Source organism: Bacteroides celer, from assembly GCF_002632415.2.
Classification (GTDB): Bacteria; Bacteroidota; Bacteroidia; order Bacteroidales; family Bacteroidaceae; genus Bacteroides.
The window spans coordinates 581469-601898 of sequence record NZ_CP178209.1; the positions used below are offsets into that span (position 1 = coordinate 581469).

11 protein-coding genes and 1 pseudogene are annotated in these 20430 nt (G+C 40.7%); 10 read left to right on the forward strand and 2 right to left on the reverse strand.

All coding sequences use genetic code 11. The features are described from left to right. Positions 1-175: 175 nt before the first annotated feature. The 4 genes from CJF29_RS01825 (at position 176) to CJF29_RS01840 (ending at position 3525) form a co-directional block, all read left to right on the forward strand. On the forward strand, positions 176-697 hold the full coding sequence (locus CJF29_RS01825; RefSeq protein ID WP_032849707.1) for an RNA polymerase sigma-70 factor: 522 nt from the start codon (positions 176-178) through the stop codon (positions 695-697). Positions 698-726: 29 nt separating this feature from the next. Beyond that, positions 727-1866: an aldose epimerase family protein gene (locus CJF29_RS01830; RefSeq protein ID WP_099145765.1), complete on the forward strand. Its 1140-nt coding sequence runs from the start codon at positions 727-729 to the stop codon at positions 1864-1866. Positions 1867-1982: 116 nt separating this feature from the next. Further along, complete coding sequence (locus tag CJF29_RS01835; RefSeq protein ID WP_009000971.1) at positions 1983-2786, forward strand: inositol monophosphatase family protein; 804 nt, start codon at positions 1983-1985, stop codon at positions 2784-2786. Between the two features lie 31 nt (positions 2787-2817). Next, positions 2818-3525 carry a ComF family protein gene (locus CJF29_RS01840; protein WP_009000970.1) on the forward strand — a complete coding sequence of 236 codons (708 nt, stop codon included), beginning with the start codon at positions 2818-2820 and terminating at the stop codon, positions 3523-3525. Positions 3526-3829: 304 nt separating this feature from the next. Here CJF29_RS01840 and CJF29_RS01845 read toward each other — a convergent pair. Both CJF29_RS01845 and CJF29_RS01850 read right to left on the reverse strand, forming a co-directional pair. Next, positions 3830-4573 (reverse strand): annotated as a pseudogene (locus tag CJF29_RS01845) (family 43 glycosylhydrolase); the annotation flags it as partial. A 5-nt stretch (positions 4574-4578) separates the two neighbouring features. After that, entirely contained in the window at positions 4579-6258 is a 1680-nt protein-coding gene (locus tag CJF29_RS01850) for a sodium:solute symporter family protein (RefSeq protein WP_009000968.1), read from the reverse strand. Positions 6259-6469: 211 nt separating this feature from the next. On the opposite strand from CJF29_RS01850, the gene CJF29_RS01855 reads away from it, so the two are divergent. From CJF29_RS01855 to CJF29_RS01880, 6 genes are all read left to right on the forward strand, one after another. Then, the gene (locus CJF29_RS01855; protein ID WP_009000967.1) at positions 6470-7507 is read left to right on the forward strand and encodes a LacI family DNA-binding transcriptional regulator; all 1038 of its coding nucleotides are present in this window, start codon (positions 6470-6472) and stop codon (positions 7505-7507) included. A gap of 406 nt (positions 7508-7913) precedes the next feature. Next, a complete protein-coding gene (locus CJF29_RS01860) occupies positions 7914-10997 on the forward strand; it encodes a SusC/RagA family TonB-linked outer membrane protein (RefSeq protein WP_074637918.1) in 3084 nt (1027 codons plus the stop codon). A 23-nt stretch (positions 10998-11020) separates the two neighbouring features. Then, on the forward strand, positions 11021-12628 hold the full coding sequence (locus tag CJF29_RS01865; RefSeq protein WP_009000965.1) for a RagB/SusD family nutrient uptake outer membrane protein: 1608 nt from the start codon (positions 11021-11023) through the stop codon (positions 12626-12628). Between the two features lie 31 nt (positions 12629-12659). After that, positions 12660-14366, forward strand: coding sequence for a DUF5017 domain-containing protein (locus CJF29_RS01870; RefSeq protein ID WP_081352709.1), 1707 nt, complete (start codon positions 12660-12662; stop codon positions 14364-14366). An 18-nt stretch (positions 14367-14384) separates the two neighbouring features. Then, positions 14385-16997 (forward strand): hypothetical protein, encoded by a 2613-nt coding sequence (locus CJF29_RS01875; RefSeq protein ID WP_009000963.1) that lies wholly within the window; start codon positions 14385-14387, stop codon positions 16995-16997. A 3-nt stretch (positions 16998-17000) separates the two neighbouring features. Next, positions 17001-20429: a hypothetical protein gene (locus CJF29_RS01880; protein WP_074559295.1), complete on the forward strand. Its 3429-nt coding sequence runs from the start codon at positions 17001-17003 to the stop codon at positions 20427-20429. Position 20430 lies beyond the last annotated feature (1 nt).

Consider the following 20430-nt stretch of genomic DNA (forward strand, 5'->3'; position numbering starts at 1 on the left):
AAAGAATCTGTATGATCCGCTTCATTATCAGCATCTTTGTTTAGTGCAATTAATGTAATTTCGGTTTTAGTATTAGAAAGTGTTTTGAAGGTATGGTTTTCTTTACGAAAATATATTCCGAAAGAAGATTATTTTTTGTAGATTTGTGAGACTGATAAACACAATTCCGGGAACGATGGATATTCAAGCCTTTCGAAATTATTACGATACATACTATGAACAACTTTGTTGTTTTCTCAACTTCTATACGCATGATGTAGCAGTCATAGAAGATGTTATTCAGGAGGTGTTTCTCAAACTATGGGAGAATAAAGATTGTATTGAAATAACCTATATCAAAACCTATCTTTTCCGGGCTGCCAAAAATCGGGTATTAAACTATCTTCGTGATGAGGAAAACAGGCATCAGTTGTTAGAAAATTGGTTTAACCAGCAACTGGAAGAAAGGAAATATAAAGATTGTTTTGACATTGATGCCTTGACAAAAGTGGTGAATCGGGCAATTGAACAGCTTCCGGAGAGATGTAGGGAGATATTTTCCTTGAGCCGGAAGGAGGGACTTTCTTATAGGCAGATTGCCGAACGTCTCGGGATTTCTGTAAAAACAGTAGAGACACAAATAAGCATTGCGCTCAAACGAATAAGAGAGATCTTATCTTCTTCTGCATTTGCATTTTTGTGGCTGTTTATTCGATAAAATATTTATTCTTTACTATTGAATGTCAGATGAATAGATTTTTTGCTTTTTTGTATTTAGCTGTGTTTGTTACTGCTTGTGCGGAATGTGAAGTTATTCCTGGAATGAAAACAGCGTTTTATGGTATTACTCAAGATGGTGATACCGTTACTCAATATACTCTGACTAATGCTTCAGGTGCTCAAATCAAAGTAATTGACTATGGTTGTCGTATAACGAATATTATAGTGCCGGACAGAGAGGGGAAAATGGCAGATGTAGTGCTTGGATATGAGAATCTTAAAGATTACGAGATTGGAGCCGAGAGATTTTTCGGGGCTTTATTAGGGCGTTATGCCAACCGTATTGCCGGTGGTGCTTTTATGATTGACTCGATTCGGTATCAGCTATCGTGCAATGAATCTCCCAACGGATATCCGGGGCATTTGCATGGTGGTATGAAAGGATTTGATCGTGTTATGTGGAAAGCTATGCCAATCAATACTCCTGATACGCTTGGAATTGTTTTTACCCGCCGCAGTCTTGACGGAGAAGAAGGATATCCTGGTAACTTAGATTGTAAAGTCACTTATTTCTGGACTTCGGATAATACTTGGCGTATAGAATATGAGGCGGTAACCGATCTACCGACTATCGTCAATATGTCGCAACATTGCTATTTTAACCTTCAGGGGTATGACGGAGGTTCGGTTTTAAATCATATTGTGCAAATTAATGCGGATTCAGTCACGGTTAATACTCCGTGGTATGTGCCGGCTTCGGTAGAAGCGATAGCAGGAGGCCCTTTGGATTTTCGTACTCCTCACAGTTTTGCGGAACGTGCCAACTCTCCCAATGAGCATATGAAACTTATGGGTGGTTATTCTGCCAATTGGATACTTCGTGATTATAATGGAGATCTGCGTTATGCCGCAACGATCACAGAACCTCAAAGTGGACGTCGAATAGAAACTTACACAACAGAGCCCGGTTTACTGATTTATACTGGCATCGGACTCTCTGAAAAGATTGTGGCTAAAGGTGGTCCACAACAGAAATATGGTGGTTTTATATTGGAAACCATCCATCATCCGGACACGCCACATCATCCTGAATTTCCATCCTGTGTGTTACGACCTCATGAGAAATATCATTCCGTTACGGAATATAGGTTTTCTGTGCAAAAGTAATTTAATAGAGTATGCCTTGGAATTACTTATCTTTTTCCTGTAAAACTCTTATTTCTATCAAAAAAAGTGATAATTTTGGCATTAATTTGCAGATTGCCTAAATTACGAAAGATAGAATGTTAGATTTAAAGCAACTTACCACTGATGTATGCCAGATTGCTACAGAGGTTGGACATTTTTTGAAAGAAGAACGGAAGAACTTCCGTCGTGAGCGTGTGGAGGAAAAACATGCACATGATTATGTGTCTTATGTAGATAAAGAGTCAGAGGTGCGAGTGGTGAAAGCACTTGCTGCTCTACTGCCCGAAGCGGGATTCATAACAGAAGAAGGCTCTGCCACTTATCAGGACGAACCCTACTGTTGGGTCATTGATCCGTTGGATGGAACTACAAATTATATTCATGATGAGGCTCCTTATTGTGTATGTATCGCTTTACGCAATCGTACCGAACTTCTTTTAGGTGTTGTTTATGAAGTTTGCCGGGATGAATGTTTCTATGCCTGGAAAGGTGGAAAGGCTTTTATGAATGGTGAAGAAATTCATGTGTCGAGTGTTGAGGATATTCAAGATGCTTTTGTTATTACAGAATTACCTTATAATCATCTACAATATAAACAGACCGCTCTTCATCTCATCGATCAACTTTATGGAGTAGTGGGAGGTATTCGCATGAATGGTTCGGCTGCCGCTGCAATTTGCTATGTAGCTATTGGGCGTTTCGATGCGTGGATGGAAGCGTTTCTCGGAAAATGGGATTATTCTGCAGCGGCATTGATCGTCCAGCAAGCGGGAGGAAAGGTTACTAACTTCTATGGCGAAGATAACTTCATAGAAGGACATCATATTATTGCAACGAACGGAACTCTGCATTCTTTCTTTCAGAAACTTTTGGCAGAAGTCCCTCCATTGAATATGTAAGTGGTATTGCAACTTTAAAATCTCTATTATTATGAAACACACACTTCTTGTAAAAGACTGGCTTAGTTCTTTTTTATCTTTACTGTTTCCCCGTTGCTGTGTTGTTTGCGGCCGACCGTTAGCAAAGGGCGAGGAATGTATTTGTACAGTATGCAATATCAAACTACCTCGTACGAACTATCATCTTCGAAAAGATAATCCGGTAGAGCGGCTTTTCTGGGGACAAATTCCTCTGGAACGGGCTACTTCTTTTTTCTTTTATGAGAAAGGAAGTGACTTCCGGCTGATTCTTCACCGTTTGAAATATGGTGGACAGAAGGAAATAGGTGCAATTATGGGACGGTATATGGCAGCAGAACTTTTATCTTCCCATTTCTTTCAAGGAATTGATGTTATAATCCCTATACCGCTTCACAAGAAGAAACAGCAAATCCGCGGTTATAACCAGAGTGAATGGATTGCCCGTGGAATCACTGCTGTAACAGGAATCCCCATAGATACAGAATCCATATTGCGTAAGAAAAATACGGAAACGCAAACACACAAATCCATACTTGAACGTCGGGATAATGTGGAAGGTATCTTTGAACTTCAACGTCCCGAAGCACTTGTCGGGAAACACATACTGATCGTTGACGATGTGTTGACCACCGGTTCTACTACGCTGGCATGTGCTTCTTGTCTGGTGAAAGTGGAGGGAATACGGATTAGTATATTGACGTTGGCAACGGTGGAATAATCTTCTTTTCGTCAGAGAATATATTTAAATTCCATTCATCTCTCCATTTTATATTTATACTATTAGTTTGGATTTTAATGGGTAGCCATATATAAAGTCCTTCAATTGGCATTTCCGGTTTCCATATATCGAACATGGCAATATAGGAATTTTTCTTTCCTTGTACAGGAATAATGAAGGATGATTGTCCCCCAAAAGTTTTTTCGGGGCCAAGTCCATTATATGGATTGACGCCATGACAGGGATTTGATTTTTCCGTATAGTCACCCGTTATTGATTTTGATGTGAATATGCGCGCGGCATTGGGCTTCCAACCGCTAGAGCCTGATCCCAGCAAATAGTAGGTACCTTTATGCTTGAAGATGGCAGGTGCTTCTGTTTCGTTAGTGATTCCCGTGACTACCTTGTACTTTCCCTGTGGGTAAGTATATTCCTTATTTAATTCACCTGCCACAAAAGCTTTATCAGGCTTGCGTACCGTGAAATGATATACTTTGCCATCATCATCTTTGTAGATACAAAAATCTCCTGAACCGTATGGAGAATCTGCTCCTAAAAACTTGTGACTGTATGTAAAGGGGCCTGTAGGAGAAATTGCCGCAGCGACTCCTAGATAACCGTATTTATAATCCTGTCCTTTGGGATAGAGTTTGAAATACATCATATATCTAGAAGTCGCCCTGTTGTATATTACTTTAGGGCGTTCGAGAATACAGCCGTCAGCAATATCACTTTTTTCATTTTTATAGTCAACGGATAATACTATTCCTTTGTCTTCCCAATGATACAAATCAGTGGATGAATAACAATGTACACCACCATCTGCTTTTTCTTTCTCAGATTTATTGGGCAGTTTGTGCTCACCATACCAATAATAGATGCCATCTACATATATAATACCACCGCCGTGTGCATTAATAGTTTTTCCATTGTTATCGACCCACACTGTTCCGGGTTTGAAGCTTTTCTTTTTCTTGTTCTGTGCCTGTATAGTATTGGAGATGACACAAATGCTCATCAGTGTGATAAGAAAATAGTAGCTTCTCATAATTCTCAATCTTTAGATATTGTTGGTTTGGACTTTCTTGTCATTAGTAATCCGAGCAGAGCAAAAACGACGCCAGTTGTGATGATAAGTTTTTGTCCGTTATCTGCCATACCACCCAATATCGCAATGCCAGCTCCGGAAGCGAAGATGCCATAACCGATTACCCGTTTGCTGAAATTATTGCCCGCTTTCTCTGTCGATTCATTTTCTTCGATTTCTTTCAATTTCCGGGCATTGTTTTCTTTATTCCATATTAAGTAAGATTGATACTTTTCCGATTCCTTGTTCTTTGCTTTATAATATATCTCAAAAATGGCCAGGCATAGGATTGGGAAAGTAACTCCAAGAATCATTTCCTCGGCACGATTGAGGGAGAAACCCATTAGTGGAGTGATGAATTTGAATAAACCATTGATAGCCAAGCTTAATAAAGTAGTCGTGATGTTAGAAGTCGCAGTCTGTCTTTTAGAGAATAGTGTCCAAATGATAGGCAGATATAAAGGAACGCCTGTCAATGCCGCCAAGCTGATAACAACGTTTACAACTCCCCCCATTTTAGGAATAAGCATGGCTATCAATATGCTGAATACTCCGAAGAGAATAGTCGAGATTCTTGCAACGTACATAAGGGTACGGTCGGAACTTTTTGGCCTTAGGTTTTTGAATATATCATTGGTGATGACTCCTGAAGCAATATTCAGCTTTGAATTCAGTGCACTGGTCGTTGCGAAAATCATGCCACCGATCATTAAGCCCAAAAGCCCGTTAGGAAGTACTTCCTTGCACATCATCAGATATGCGCCTTCTGCATCAAGTAATGAGAGCGAAGGGTCATATACTCTGTAAACCATTGGTGGAAGCATCCATAGCACTGGACTGATTATGTATAGGGCTCCAAACAAATAACCTACTTTTTGGGAATCTTTTTGTGTTTTGACGCAGGTATATCGCTGTACATATGCCCAGTTTCCACCCAGGAATATAGTATTATAGATTCCAAAAGCTACCAGGAAGCCAAAAGTATATTCATCGTTCAGAAGATTATAGAATGTGTCGGGCACTTGCTCTATTAGTGCGGTAACTCCGTTAATTTTATCGAAAGATAAAGGAACCACGATGATAACCGCTGCTGTCAGAATAACGAATTGAAGTACGTCTGTGGAAATTACTGCCCATAATCCGCCTGCAGACACATACAAAATGCATAACCCTCCTAATAATAAAATGCAAGTATTTAAAGGCAGCCCGGTGGAAACCTCTAATATTTTGGCTACTGGATACAGGAAAGATGCTGTAAGAAACACAGAGATAAATAAGAACAGGTAGGTATATATCTTCTGTGTGGACTTGCCTAATCTCTTATGTATGTATTCTGCTGCTGTGAGTGCTCCTGTTTTATGCCATTTGGGCGCGATGAGTAATCCTACAATGAAACCGGCGATCGCCATTGTCCATTGGATAGTGATTGAAACCCAGCCCATAGAATAAGCGATAGAACCCCATACGACGAATGTGCCAGCAGAGAAAAATCCCATGAACAGTGAGAGGCCGCTCATGTACCACGGCATGGTTCCGTTTGCGGCAAAGAAAGATTGCATACTTTTACCTTTTTGGGAGAAAGCCAATCCGACTAAAACAACTCCAAGGGAAAATAGTACGATAGTAATGATGTCGAGAGTAGTCATATCAAATGATTTAGTTAACAAAACAGGTTTGAAAAACATCTAAGTTGACAGCAAATATATTTTTGATTCTACAGATAAACAAACAATTCGGAATATAAATCATCGGGAACGTTACCGCAAACGTTCCCGAAATTAAACTCTTGGAGTTTTAACATTCCAATTGCCGGAATTTGATTATATTCGGGAAATTTTTTAGAGTGAGTGACAGTCTATGAGTAAACCAAGAGTGACTATCAAGGATTTAGCCAAGGAACTGAAGATTTCGACTTCTACTGTTTCCAGAGCTTTATGTGATAAATGGGATGTTAATCCAGAAACACGCAAAGCTGTTCTGGAGCTTGCAGAAAAATGGAATTATAAGCCGAATCCGATTTCTTTGAGTCTGAAACAAAGCCAGTCCATGTTTATCGGAGTGATTGTCCCTGAATTTGTCAATTCTTTCTTTTCTGAAGTAATTATGGGTATTCAGAGTGTGCTGAATCCTGAAGGATATCATGTGCTGATAATGCAATCTAATGAATCGCATGAGAATGAATTGCGGAATATGAAGGCGTTGGAAGCGCAGATGGTGGATGGTTTTCTGATTTCGGTTACCCAGGAATCGGAAAATACTAGTTACTTTTCTGACTTGATCTGGAATAATTTTCCTGTGGTTTTCTTCAATCGGATTTGTGCAGAGTTGAGTGCTCCCCATGTAGTTATTGATGATTATAAGTGGGCTTTTGCTGCAGTTGAACATTTGATACAGCAAGGGTGTAGGCGGATTGTTCATTTGGCAGGTTCTGAAGATTTGCTTATCGCGCAGAAACGCAAAAATGGATATATGGATGCCTTGCGAAAGTATGGCTTGCTGGTTGAAGAGTCTTTGATTATCGACTGCGGAATAATGATGGAGAAAGGAATCATGGCGGCTCATCAGATTCTTGAAATGGAAAAAATGCCAGATGGAATTTTTGCAGTGAACGATCCGGTGGCGATAGGAGCGATGAAAACTCTTCAGAAAAACAAGATTAGAATTCCGGAGGATATGGCAGTAGTTGGTTTTTCCGAATCTAAGGAAGCGTTTATTGTGGAACCTAATCTGACTAGTGTGGAACAACCTACTTTTGAAATGGGGCGGAATGCTGCACAATTATTATTGGAGCAAATCAAGCATAATGTCAATAATGAGGATAAAATGCTGTCGAAGTCGATTATTCTGGATGCAAAATTAAATATCAGGGAATCTTCTCTTAGAAGGACGAGTTGAAACCTCGTTTTTTCAGATCGAATTATTTGCGGGACATAGCCTTTTTATATTAAAGAGGTATGTTCCGTTTTTCTTTTTCTTGTTTCTGAAAATAAATAAAAATACACTTTCCTTTGTTTATGGGCTTTCTAGTGAGCTCTGAAAGAGTGATTATGTTTTTTTCTTTAAATTTATTTGGAGTTTAATAAATAATCGCTATGTTTGCAAAACCTAGCAGACCAGAATAGACCAGTTGCTAAGATTGAAAACTTAGATATACCATTTAAATTGTTAACGAGAAATTAAGTATTGCACCATGAAGAACGCAGTTATTTCAAAAGCGAAGTGGTACATTAGATGCTGTAGTCTTGTGTATTTATCTATTTCCTTTTCTTCTGTAGTACATTCAGCAGAAGATGTTTCAAAAATGAACAGTGTAGCGATTGCCCAACAGGCAAAAACGCGAACGGTAGTTGGCTCGGTGATTGATTTTGAAACAGGAGAACCTATTATTGGGGCTTCTGTGGCAGTTGCTGGGAAAAGTGTGGGTACTATCAGTGATTTGGATGGGAATTTTTCTATCCGGGTAGATGGAGATAATACAAAATTAGAGATTTCTTTTATTGGGTACGAAAAACAGGCAGTAATGGTAGAGGATGGAAAGAAGCTGACTATTCGTTTGCGTGCCGTTTCAGAATTGTTAGATGAAGTGGTGATTACTGCGTATGGTTCCGGACTTCGTAAGGATTTGACAGGAGCTATTGCAAAGGCGAATGTGCAAGATATGCGTAAAGCACCGGTTTTTAACTTTGAAGAAAGTCTTGCAGGTCGTGTAGCAGGTGTACAGGTAACTTCCTCCGACGGACAGCCGGGTAGTGACTTGCAGATTGTTATCCGTGGTAATAATTCGGTAACTCAGGATAATTCCCCATTATATGTAGTGGATGGCTTTCCACTGGAAATGGCAGTGGGGAATATGCTGAACCCCGAAGAAATCGAGTCTATTGAAATATTGAAAGATGCGTCGGCTACGGCTATCTATGGTGCGAGAGGTGCGAACGGGGTAATTTTGGTAACTACAAAGAAAGGAAAAGTTAGTTCGCCTACCGTGACATATAGTGGCTGGGTAGGTGTACAACAGATTATCAAGAAGCAGGAAATGCTTGACCCTTATGAATTTGTGCGTTATCAGTTGGAAGCAGATTACAACGTTTACAGTAAGCGCTACTTGGCTGGCGAAAGGACATTGGAAGATTATCGGAATATCGAAGGTATTAACTGGCAGGACAAGGTGTATAGGGATGCTTTGGTGCATAGCCACAATATAGCTGTCAGGGGTGGTACTGAAAAGACGAGATACTCTGTTTCCGGTTCATTGGTGGATCAGCAAGGTATTATGTTGAACAGCGGTTACAAAAAATATCAAGGTCGTTTTGTATTGGATCAGACAATCACTAAGAAAATAAAAGTAGGTATTAATGCTAATTATACGTATTCGAAGAAATATGGTACCATTGTATCTGAATCGCAGACTAGTCCGACGGCAAGTTTGATGTATGCGTTGTGGGGGTACCGTCCAGTGGCAGGTGTCAATGACGGTGATTTGCTGAATGACTTGTATGATGAGACAACCGATCCGACTACTGATCTTCGTATCAACCCTCTGATGGCAGCCGAGAATGAGTATAACCCATTGTTTACTTACAATTTCATCGGTAACGCTTATTTTGAGTATAAAATTTTAAAAAACCTGACTCTCAAGATTACTGGTGGATATAATAAGATACATCAACGGAAAGAAGTCTTTTTCAACTCTAACTCTCGAGGGGGACATCGTCATACCAATAACAAGGTGAATGGTTGGATAACCAACACGGAGCGAACTAGCCTGTTGAACGAAAATACGTTGACATATGATGTTCCTTTGAAGAAGGGACATCGTCTGAAAGTGTTGGGCGGTTTCACTGTGCAGGATAATAGTACATTTATTGATGAAATCAGAGCAATCAATGTTCCTAATGAGGCGTTGGGGATCGCCGGACTGGATGAGGGTGAGCTGACGTCCGCCACTATCAGCAAGACAGCCAACGGCTTGGTTTCTTATTTAGGAAGAGCGGATTATAATTATAAGTCCAAATATCTGTTGACCGTTTCATTCCGTGCCGACGGTTCGTCGAAGTTCCCAAAAGATAACCGTTGGGCTTATTTCCCGTCTGCCTCCGCTGCTTGGGGATTTGGTGAAGAGAAATTCGTGAAAAATGTAAAATGGATTAGTAGTGGTAAGCTGAGGGCAGGTATCGGTACGACAGGTAACAATCGTGTGACGGACTATGCTGCACTGACAGCCTTACAGATAACGGCAGACTCTGGGTACAGTACAGGTAATACACCGGGTAAAGGGGTAGTGCCGAAAACGTTGGGGAATCCTAAACTAAAATGGGAGACTACCGTACAGACTAATATTGGATTGGATATGTCGTTTTGGGATAATCGGATTTCGTTGACGGCAGATTATTACTATAAGAAAACGAAAGACCTGCTGTTGAATGCTACATTGGCACCTAGTATGGGATTTTTGTCTGCTTATAGAAATGTAGGATCGGTTTCCAATTCGGGACTTGAGCTGACCATTGACACTAAAAATATACAAACGAAAGAGTTCTCATGGACTTCCAGCTTCAATATATCATTCAATCGCAACAAAGTCTTGTCATTGAACGATGATGAACCGAGTTTGGCAAGCCGTGTGAACTGGGGTAATTTCAACAATGCTTATCCTTATATTGCCATTCCGGGACATCCGATTGCTATGTTCTACGGACATATTTTTGATGGAGTTTATCAGTACACAGATTTCGATAAGGTAGGGGAATCTTATATATTGAAAGACGGTGTTCCCAATAATGGAAATGCACGTGAGAAAATTCAGCCGGGAGATATCAAATTCAAGGACATTAATCGCGATGGAGTGGTGAATGACTATGACCTGACTATTATCGGTAATCCGAATCCAAAGCATATCGGCGGATTTGGTAATAACTTTCAGTACAAGAATTTTGACTTAAACGTATTCTTTCAATGGAGCTATGGCGGTGATGTGCTGAATGCCAACCGTATTGAGTTTGAAGGTGGTGATCCGAATGCTCGTACCTCACTCAATATGTTTGCTTCGTTTGCCAACCGTTGGACTCCCGAGAACCAGACAAACGAACTCTACCGGATAGGTGGGCAAGGACCGGCTGTTTATTCGTCGCGTACTATTGAAGACGGTTCTTTCTTGCGTTTGAAAACGGTATCATTAGGATATAGATTGCCGAACGCATGGCTGAAAAAGATAAATATTAAGTCATTGAGAGTATATGCTTCTGCGCAGAACTTGATTACATGGACTAGATATTCAGGACCGGACCCGGAAGTTTCTACTCGCCCTACAGCGTTGACGCCCTCTTTCGATTGGTCTCCTTATCCAAGGCCGAGAACTTTAACACTAGGAGTTGATATTTCTTTTTAAACCTTTAAAATCAAATCGTATATATGAAGCATAATATATTGTTATGGATGACTGTATGTCTGTTAGGAACTTCCTGCTCGAACATACTTGATAAGGAACCTGATTTTGTTTCTCCTGATTATTATTATAATACGGAAAGCGAACTGTTACAGGCGTTGAACGGAGTGTATAATCGTCTGATTGACACAAACGGAAGAATGTACAGTAAGGGACTTTTTAGCTTATTTGTACTGAGTGACGAGTCTTTTTATACTAATAATTTTAATAACACTAATATCCGTGCAGGCGTAATGGACGCCGCTGATCTGGATGTCGGACGTTTCTGGGAAGTGTTGTATGAAGGAGTGAACAGAGCCAATCTTCTGTTGTATAGTGTTGAAGGTAAAGAATTGGATACCGACATGATGAAAGCAGCAAAGGGAGAGGCTCTTTTCTTGAGAGGATATTACTATTATTTGCTGACCTCTTTCTTTGGTGAAGTACCTTTGAAACTTGCTCCGACAATGTCTGCCAATGATAACTATTTGGCGAAATCGCCATTGACGGATATTTACAAACAGATTGTAAAGGATATGCAAGAGGCGGAAAAACTGGTATTGGATATTGATGCACTTGGCTATAACGAACGAATTTCCAAAACGGGGGTTCAGGCTATTTTGGCAAGAGTATTTCTTAAAATGGCGGGTGAACCTCTGAAAGACGAGACGCGCTATGCGGATGCTTTGGAATATGCCAACAAGGTGATTGCTTCTACGAAGCATGAGTTGAACCCCGATTATAAACAAATCTTTATTAATCATTCGCAAGATATTAATGAAAGCAAGGAGTGTATCTGGGAAATAGGCATGTATGGTAACAAAATTGGTACGGTAGATTTGGCCGGCTCCGTAGGAGTGGAGAATGGCATTTTGTGCCGTGATGAATCAATAGGCTACTCAGGAGGTCCGATGAAGGCTTCTAAAAGACTTTATGATTCATATGGAGAAGGTGATTTGCGTAAGGACTGGAATGTAGCTCCTTATTACTATAATGTAGTGGAAGAAACAAAGGTCAATGAGGAAACACAGGAGGTGGAAGTGGTTCAGGTAACTAAGAAAGTAATGTTCTCGGCTACTCAGATATATAATCGTAACCCAGGTAAATGGAGAAGAGAGTACGAAATAGGACAAAAAGCACGTCTCTTTAATTCCACAAATTTTCCTGTTGTCCGCTACAGTGATGTCCTGCTGATGAAAGCAGAGGCAGAGAATGAAGTTAACGGTCCTACCGACGAAGCGTACGACGCAATCAACCAGGTGAGAAGAAGAGCTTATGGGAAGCCGATTCATACTGTTGATGCGACAGTGGACCTTCCCGCAGATTTGGCTAAGACGGATTTCTTGGAAGAAGTAAAAAAAGAACGGTTTAGGGAACTTTGCTTTGAGGGGATGCGTAAACTCGATCTGCTTCGTTGGGGAGAATATGTGGCTACAATGAAGGCTTTTGGTACGGAAATTTCAACGACTGCTCCGTCGGAATTCAAATATGCAAGTAGAGTAGGGCAGAATATAACGGACCGTAATGTTCTCTTCCCGATTCCGAATACGGAGATTACCGTCAACAAGCTAATGACGCAGAATGAGGGTTGGTAATTGATTTTTTATCTTTTTAAAATAATCGAACATGAAAAATATAATAAGATATTGCGGTTTGTTACTTGTGGGGCTGGTTTCCTGCATGGAAGATGAGGCTCCAAGTGTGGAACTGAACGTGGCGCTGGATAAACAAGTCTATCAGGTGGGCGAACCTGTAACTTTCAAGTTGAACGGAAATCCGGATAATATAGTGTTCTATTCGGGAGAGGTAGGGCATAATTATGCTTATAAAGAAAGATATCATGCGGATGGTGACCTGTTGGTCAAATTCAATTCTTGGGTGCGTTATGGAGATATTTATCATAATCTGAAATTCTTAGTCTCTTCTGATTTTAGTGGAATCTATGACAAGGAGAATGTGGAAGCAGCTACATGGATTGACTTGTCTGATAAGTTCCGTTTTTCAGTAGGGGATGATCAGACTCCTTCCGGGGAGGTAAATTTGAAAGAGTATGTCGGTGCGGAAGAGGATGCAAAGTTATTTGTTGCATTCCGTTATGAAGATGAACAGAAAGCACGGCAGAACAACTGGATTATTCGTTCCATCACACTTGACTGCGTTTCTGCCGAAGGGGTACGAAGCAATTTGGCTACGATGTCTACTATGGGCTGGAAGGTGGTTGATTTTGAAAATCCAGCAGTGACATGGAATGTTGCTTCTACCAGCCAGATATTAATTGATGGTGGAGCTAATCAGCCGAAGAATGTAGACTGGGTTATTTCGCAGGCTTTTGATGTCCGAAAAACAACTCCGGATACGGGCGTTGCGTTGAAGAATATCAGTACCACGATGGATGAGTATAAGTACGTATATACTAAACCGGGAATCTATGAGGTTGTATTCGAAACCACATCCGACTGGTATAATGGCAATGATCATGCATTGACGAAGCTTACTGTGGAGGTGCAAGGTAAAGTAGAAGAAGAGATTCCTGCTTCGTTGAGTGTCTTGCCGGATAAAGTGGAATGTAAGGTAGGAGAGCCTATAACGTTTAGTTTGACAGGTAATAATGCCAGCAATGTAGTTTTCTATTCCGGAGAAAGTGGACATAACTTTGATTTCAGAGAAAGGTTTTATGCGGATAATGACATCGTGGTGAATTTTTCGACATGGGTGCGTTATGATGTGGATCAACTTTTAAAGTTTAAAATATCAACAGATTTTGATGGTGTGTACGAAAAGGGACATGTAGAAGCTGCTACGTGGGTTGATTTGTCAGATAAATTTGCTTTCTCGACAGGAGCAGATAAAACGCCTTCAGGTGAAGTTAGTCTGAAAGAAGCTGCTGGTGATGATCCTAATGCCCGGATATTTGTGGCTTTTCATCATAAAGATGAAGAGGAAGCTGTAGAGAAACGGAATGATTGGATTGTCAGAACGTTCGAAATGGACTTGATTTCTCCGGAAGGTTTTAGGAGTAATTTAGCGAAGATGTCTACGAAAGATTGGTGGACAGCCGTTGACTGTTTAAATCCGAACCGAAATTGGAATGTAACTCTTCAACAGCTAGTGTTAATAGGAGGTACTAATAAGCCAACTAATGACGATTGGGTTATCTCCAAACCTGTTTATATCAGAAAAGGTACTCCCGATAAAGGAGTCTCTTTAAATAGTGTTACTTCCAAAGATTATACCTACACTTACAATACTCCCGGTGTTTATAAGGTTGTATTTGACTGGTATGATGGAAGTAATTATTCGCAAGTGAAATTAAATATTGAAGTAAAAGAATAACTGATAAAAATGAAAGGGATGCCAAAGAATTTCATTAACTATTTTTCTGTAGTCGTAGTTTTAAGCTTATCTATCGCTTTATCAGCCCAGGAATTGTCCGTTGTGCGATTGACTAATGAGCAACTTGAACTTGGATGGAAAAAGGGCGTTGGTGGATATACATTAGAAACGTTGAAAGTGAAGGGAACGAATGGTTGGGAGATAATGGAAATAGCTAAGTATCAGCATAATGTTTTATATGCTTCCTCAAAACCGGAAACGGCACCACAGGCACTATATGATAATACGGGAAAAGAGATTCTTTTCCCGGCTCCGCAATATCGTTATATTATACCTTCATGGCAACAGAACACAAATGCTGTTGCCATGAATAAAGCAGGAGAGAATATAGTTTTTTATCCTTCGGCAGTGAAACGTGTTTCTGATACAGAAATCTGTTTCCGATACGAAAATGAGACGATGCGGATTACGGAAAAATGGTGTATGGATTCTCTTCATCAGAATGATATAAAAGTTGATTTTATATTGCATTCCAAGAAGACAGGTTATTATTCTTTGGCAACCCCTTCGCTGGTTTCAATAGATAAATATAATTTCCAATGGGCTACCGTTCCCGGAATATTTCAGGGGAATGCTATAAATACAGACTTTGTACAAGCGTATGGCTATGGTCAGGGAATCCCCGACATACCGGTAGTGGCAAGAGAACGTACTGCTTCTACATTATCCTCACTGATAACGGATAGAAAGGGTGTGACTATTGCTGTAACAGCGGAACCTGGTACTGGCAGAGATCCTTGGCCGAAGGATAAAAAGATGCATGCGGAATGGCAACTCGGATTGTCGGTTATGAACCGGGAAGGGGAATTCTCGCCTACACTTTATCATCCTGTGTTGGGAGAGAAGAATTCATTGATGAATGTAGGGGACAGTCTTTCTTTCTCTTTCCGTTATACTATTCAGAAAGCAGATTGGTATGCTGTATTGAAACATACGATTAATGATATTTATCGTTTCACTGATTTTCTAAGGTTGAAACAGACAAAATATTCATTGACACAAAGACTTTATGATATGCACGCATATCTTACTAATGACAGCACTTCCAAATGGCATAACCTTGTATATAAGGGAGTAACAATTGGAGCACAAGACTATCTGGGTGGTGTGTATGATTCAGAAAAAGATGCCATGAAAAACTCCGATTATGGAGCTATGTGGATGTTGGCAAAGTTGACGGATGATCCTCGCTTGACACAGAAAAGACTGCCGAATGCGTTGAACTTTAAATTGATGCAACAACATGCGGAGGAAGATTTCCTTTGTGGTTCCTCTGCCGGACAGTATTATTTGTATAAAAGTAAACGGTTTACCGAAGAGTGGGGACCTTATACGGAACCCATTGCAACCACTTATTATATGTTGATGGATATGGGTAATATTCTGCTTTTTGAACCGCAGCAGAAGGAATTAAAACAGCATGTCAAACTGGCTGCCGACCGTTTGTTGGAATGGATGAAGCCCAACGGACAATGGGAAGTAGCTTATGAGAATAAGACATTAAAGCCTACTTTTACTGATATTACAGATTTACGACCAACGTTTTATGGATTATTGATTGCTTACGAGATATTGAAAGATAAGAAATATCTGCAGGCAGCTATACAAGGAGCGGATTGGTATGTGGAGAACGCTGTAAAGAAAGGACATTTCCTAGGCGTTTGCGGTGATACTCGTTTTGTTCCGGATTTCGCCACAGCCCAAAGTGCACAAGCCTTATTGGAACTGTATAATGTGACGAAAAACGAAAAGTATAAGGAAGCTGCTATATCAACTGCTAAGATTTATACGGCATCGGTTTATACGCATCCTATACCGACGTCAGTAGTAAAACAAGTGAAAGGGATAGAACGAAAAGATTGGGAGATCAGTCAGGTGGGATTGAGTTTTGAGCATGGTGGAGTAGCTGGTTCTGCCAATCATCGCGGACCAATATTATTGGCTAGCCATGCCGGAATGTTCGTACGGATGTATAGGCTGACAAAAGATTCATTATTTTTGAATATGGCACGTGCGGCTGCCATAGGAAGAGATGCATTTGTGGATTTTAAAACGGGAGTCGCTTCCTATTATTGGGACTCGATGAATAATGGAGCCGGACCTTATCCACATCATGCTTGGTGGCAGGTGGGATGGATTACCGACTATTTATTGTCTGAAATATCTCTCCGTTCAAATGGCGGGATAACTTATCCGGGTGGATTCATTACTCCTAAAGTGGGCCCCCATCTAACTTATGGTTTTACGTCTGGTATGGTATTTGGTACGAAAGCCGATTTGATAATGCGCCCGGGATTATTTAAACTGGATAATCCTTATATAGAATATATGGCTGCTTTGAACGAGAAGGAGAAAACAGTTTTCCTTATCTTGCTGAATAATGATGATGAAAAGCAGACTTCTCTGATTGAAATGGATACGAAATGTTTGTTCTCTGGAAAGAAAATCCGGGTGAAGAACGTTGCTAGCTTGAATAATCAAGGTCATTCTACACTTGTAGATGGAGTGGAGAATTGGAATGTAACGATTGATGCATATGGCTTGACGGTTTTAAAGATTAAATATAAATAGGATATGAGCATAAATCACTGGATAGTAAAGAATCTTGTTTGCACCCTTTTTTTGGTGGTTGGAGGATTGAATATATATGCGCAAAAAGATAAATATTTGATTGAAGCTGAGGCTTTTCAGTTCAAAGGAAAATGGTCAACAGATAGATCGGCAGATTGCATGGGGAGTGCAATGCTCCGTTTGAACGGTGGCGGAAGTCTTGATGAACAGTTTGATGCGCTTACGGTCGTCAATATAATGGAAGAAGGAGACTATAATGTATGGGTGAGGTCAGCGGATTATGATAAACTGCCGGGGACACGCTTATTCCGTTTAAGTGTGGATGAGAAACCAATGAAAGAATCTGGAAAACATGGAAAAGTCGGATTCTATTGGGAAAATGCAGGCTGTGTGCAGTTGGCAAAAAAACAGGTATTATTGCGATTGCATGATACGAAGAGGAATTTCGGCCGATGTGACGCAATCCTATTGGTAAAAGATCACTCTATCAACCCCAATGAGATGGATAGAAAAGAAGTGGGCAAATGGAGAAAAAATCCCGTTAAAATAGAGACGAAAGGTTCGGGTTTTGATAATGTGTCTACTCCGCTTTTATTATCGCCCGATGCAGAGGTGGTGGCTAATATAGAGAATCCGAATATTCGGGTGAGTTTTGTAAAAGCTGGAGCAAACAACCAGGCGATTGCCTGCCGGACAGAAATTAAGGTGAAAGGAACCTGGCGCCGTTTCTTGTCTACTATGGAAGACCATAAGGTATTTCTTATTACTGCGGAGCAAAGTCCGGTAGATAATGATAAATTCTTTCCTTCCTGGAAGAATGCGGTGTCAAAAAGTTCATTTACTGTTGGTGGAAAAGAATACACGGTACAGTCTGACGAGGATTATTTGAATCCTTATGTTGCGGGAGTGCTCAGTGAAGCTATTCCGGTGAAAGCTGTGAACAAGGACAATAACAGTATTGAAGTACAATACATTACGAAGAATGGATCTTCTATCACTGGTTACTGGACGCTGCCTGCCAAAGGCAATCATGTTGAGGTGAGATTATCTTGTCGTCCGGCTACTGATGGAATGTATAGTATGGGGCTTTCAGCTTTTCAGCCTGTGCCCCAACCGAATATGAGTAATATACTTCTTTCGCCGATGTTTCAGTATAAACGAGTTTCTTCACATCCGGTGATGATGCTTTCTTCAATGATGCAACAGCCGTTAGCTATTGCAGAATCTGCTACTCCTTTGGGTGGAGTAATGTCATCGTTTATATGTGGGGATGATAGTACTTTCCCGCAAGAATGGGGAAGTGTAGATTTTTCTCCGATGGGATTTTCCGTCAAGAATGAGCAGAATGTGGTTCAGCCGGTAGCTTTTGCTCCTGTTATGGGGATGAAGGATTCTCATGTGAAGGCAGGACAGGTGATTGAACGTAAGTTTGTGGTAGGCATACTTCCGGCAGGTTGGAATGAGGTGATAGAATATATTTCGGATCAAGTATATAAGGTAAAAGATTACAGGAAGCAAAAAGAGGTATCACTGACTGAGGCAATGTTTAATATTCTGGATTTGATGCGTAATGAAGAGTATGGCGGATGGGATGCCCATCTTAAAGGATTCTATGATATTGAAGGGGATCCGGAAACGGCTCCGACGGTAGTACATGCTGCTCCTTTGGCAATTATCGCAGCGTCTGTCCTCTCGGAAGACGAGGAGTTTTATCTGTCACGCTCTTTGCCAACAATAGAATATACATTGTCTCGGAGTGGATACAGATGGGCTACAGACCTGGTTCCAAGCGGATACAACAAGACGCTTGAGACGCTTCGGCTCAATCCTTTTAATTCCCAGTTCAATACTTCTTATTATGAAGGTTTACATCGTCTGTTAGGAGGGTTGAATCCGTGGCTGGTTTCTATTGCTTTGCCGGGGGATACATTGAGAAAAACAAAGGGATATTCTACACAAGTTCTCTCTTGGGTGCAGGCTATCTCCGCTTATAATTTGACAGGAGACGAGAAATGGAAACGGTTTGCTACTTCTACAGCCGACCGGTATATAGATTTGCAGATATATAAGAACTCATCCCAACCGGTGGGATTGATGTCTTTTTATAATACGAATGTGTATGCTCCGTGGTGGGACTTGATTGACTTGTATGAGTTGACAAAAGAAGAGAAATATTTGAAAGCGGCTCAATATGGAGCTTCTAATACCATCGCGGGAATCAGATCTTTCCCTACCGTTACAGAGGATTTACAAACGATTCATCCGGGAAACCGTTTTGATGGGAATACAAACCTGTGGTGGAAAGGAAAAGAGAAATATCGTCTGGGATTCCCCCGCGTGGCGAACGATGCGCAAGAGAAGCAAGTGCCGGAATGGCTTGTTTCACCGGTCGGACTAGGTTTTGAACAGCCTTCCACTTATTTCCTGCGGACAAAGGGAAAGCAAGTGCGTCCGGTCTTTATGAGTAACTGGGCTCCTCATCTGCTTCGTCTCTATCAATATACTCGTAAGCCTATTTACGAGACTTATGCCCGGAATGGAGTAATTGGGCGGTTTACAAATTATCCGGGATATTATGCTACAGGATATACAGATATTACTCTGTCACCAGACTTTCCTTATAAGGGTCCGGATGTAAGCTCTATCTATTATCACCATATTCCGCCCCATTTGGCATTTACGTGGGATTACCTGGTGTCTGAAGCTATAGAACGTTCTAATGGGAATATTAACTTTCCATTCTGCAAGCAGGAAGGCTTTGTATGGTTTACGAACCGTATCTACGGGAATGAGAAGGGGAAAATATTTGGAGACAGCAAGGCAAAGCTTTGGATAAAGAAAGGGTTGATTCAGATAGATAATCCGACAGTAAACTATCTGACTGCGGTTTCCGATAAGTATTTTTGGGTGATTTTATCCGGTGAATCTAAACAAGAAGAATCACTTACTATTCGCTTGGACAAGGTTGCCGAATTGGTTGGTCAAGGTGATATTGTACAATATACGGAGAAAGGGAAGACAGCAAAAGTAAACCGGGTTGGAAATGCGATTAAGGTATCTGTTTCGGGGAAAGGTTTCAGGGCTTTGGCGTTTCCTTTAGCTGAAACTCGCAAGGAGAATCGTTACCCTGTATTGAAAAATGGAATAAAAGTGGTTGATATGGGAGAACCTTTCGGTAAGGTGTTCTTATTCCGTATCCGTTCTCCATTCGGATGGGATTCAGTATATGGGTTTGCTGAAACTGCGCCGGCTAAGGAAAAAGAAATGTCGGTATCGGTGGTGTGTAATGGACAATCTTGTACTGTTTCTTCTTATCCCTTTGAATGGAGTTTCTATAAATTGGGAATGGACGAAAAAGCCATTGTCAAAGTAACGGTGAGTTCGAAAGGACAGGTAGATAAAACGGAGGAAATCATACTTAATTCAAAATGAA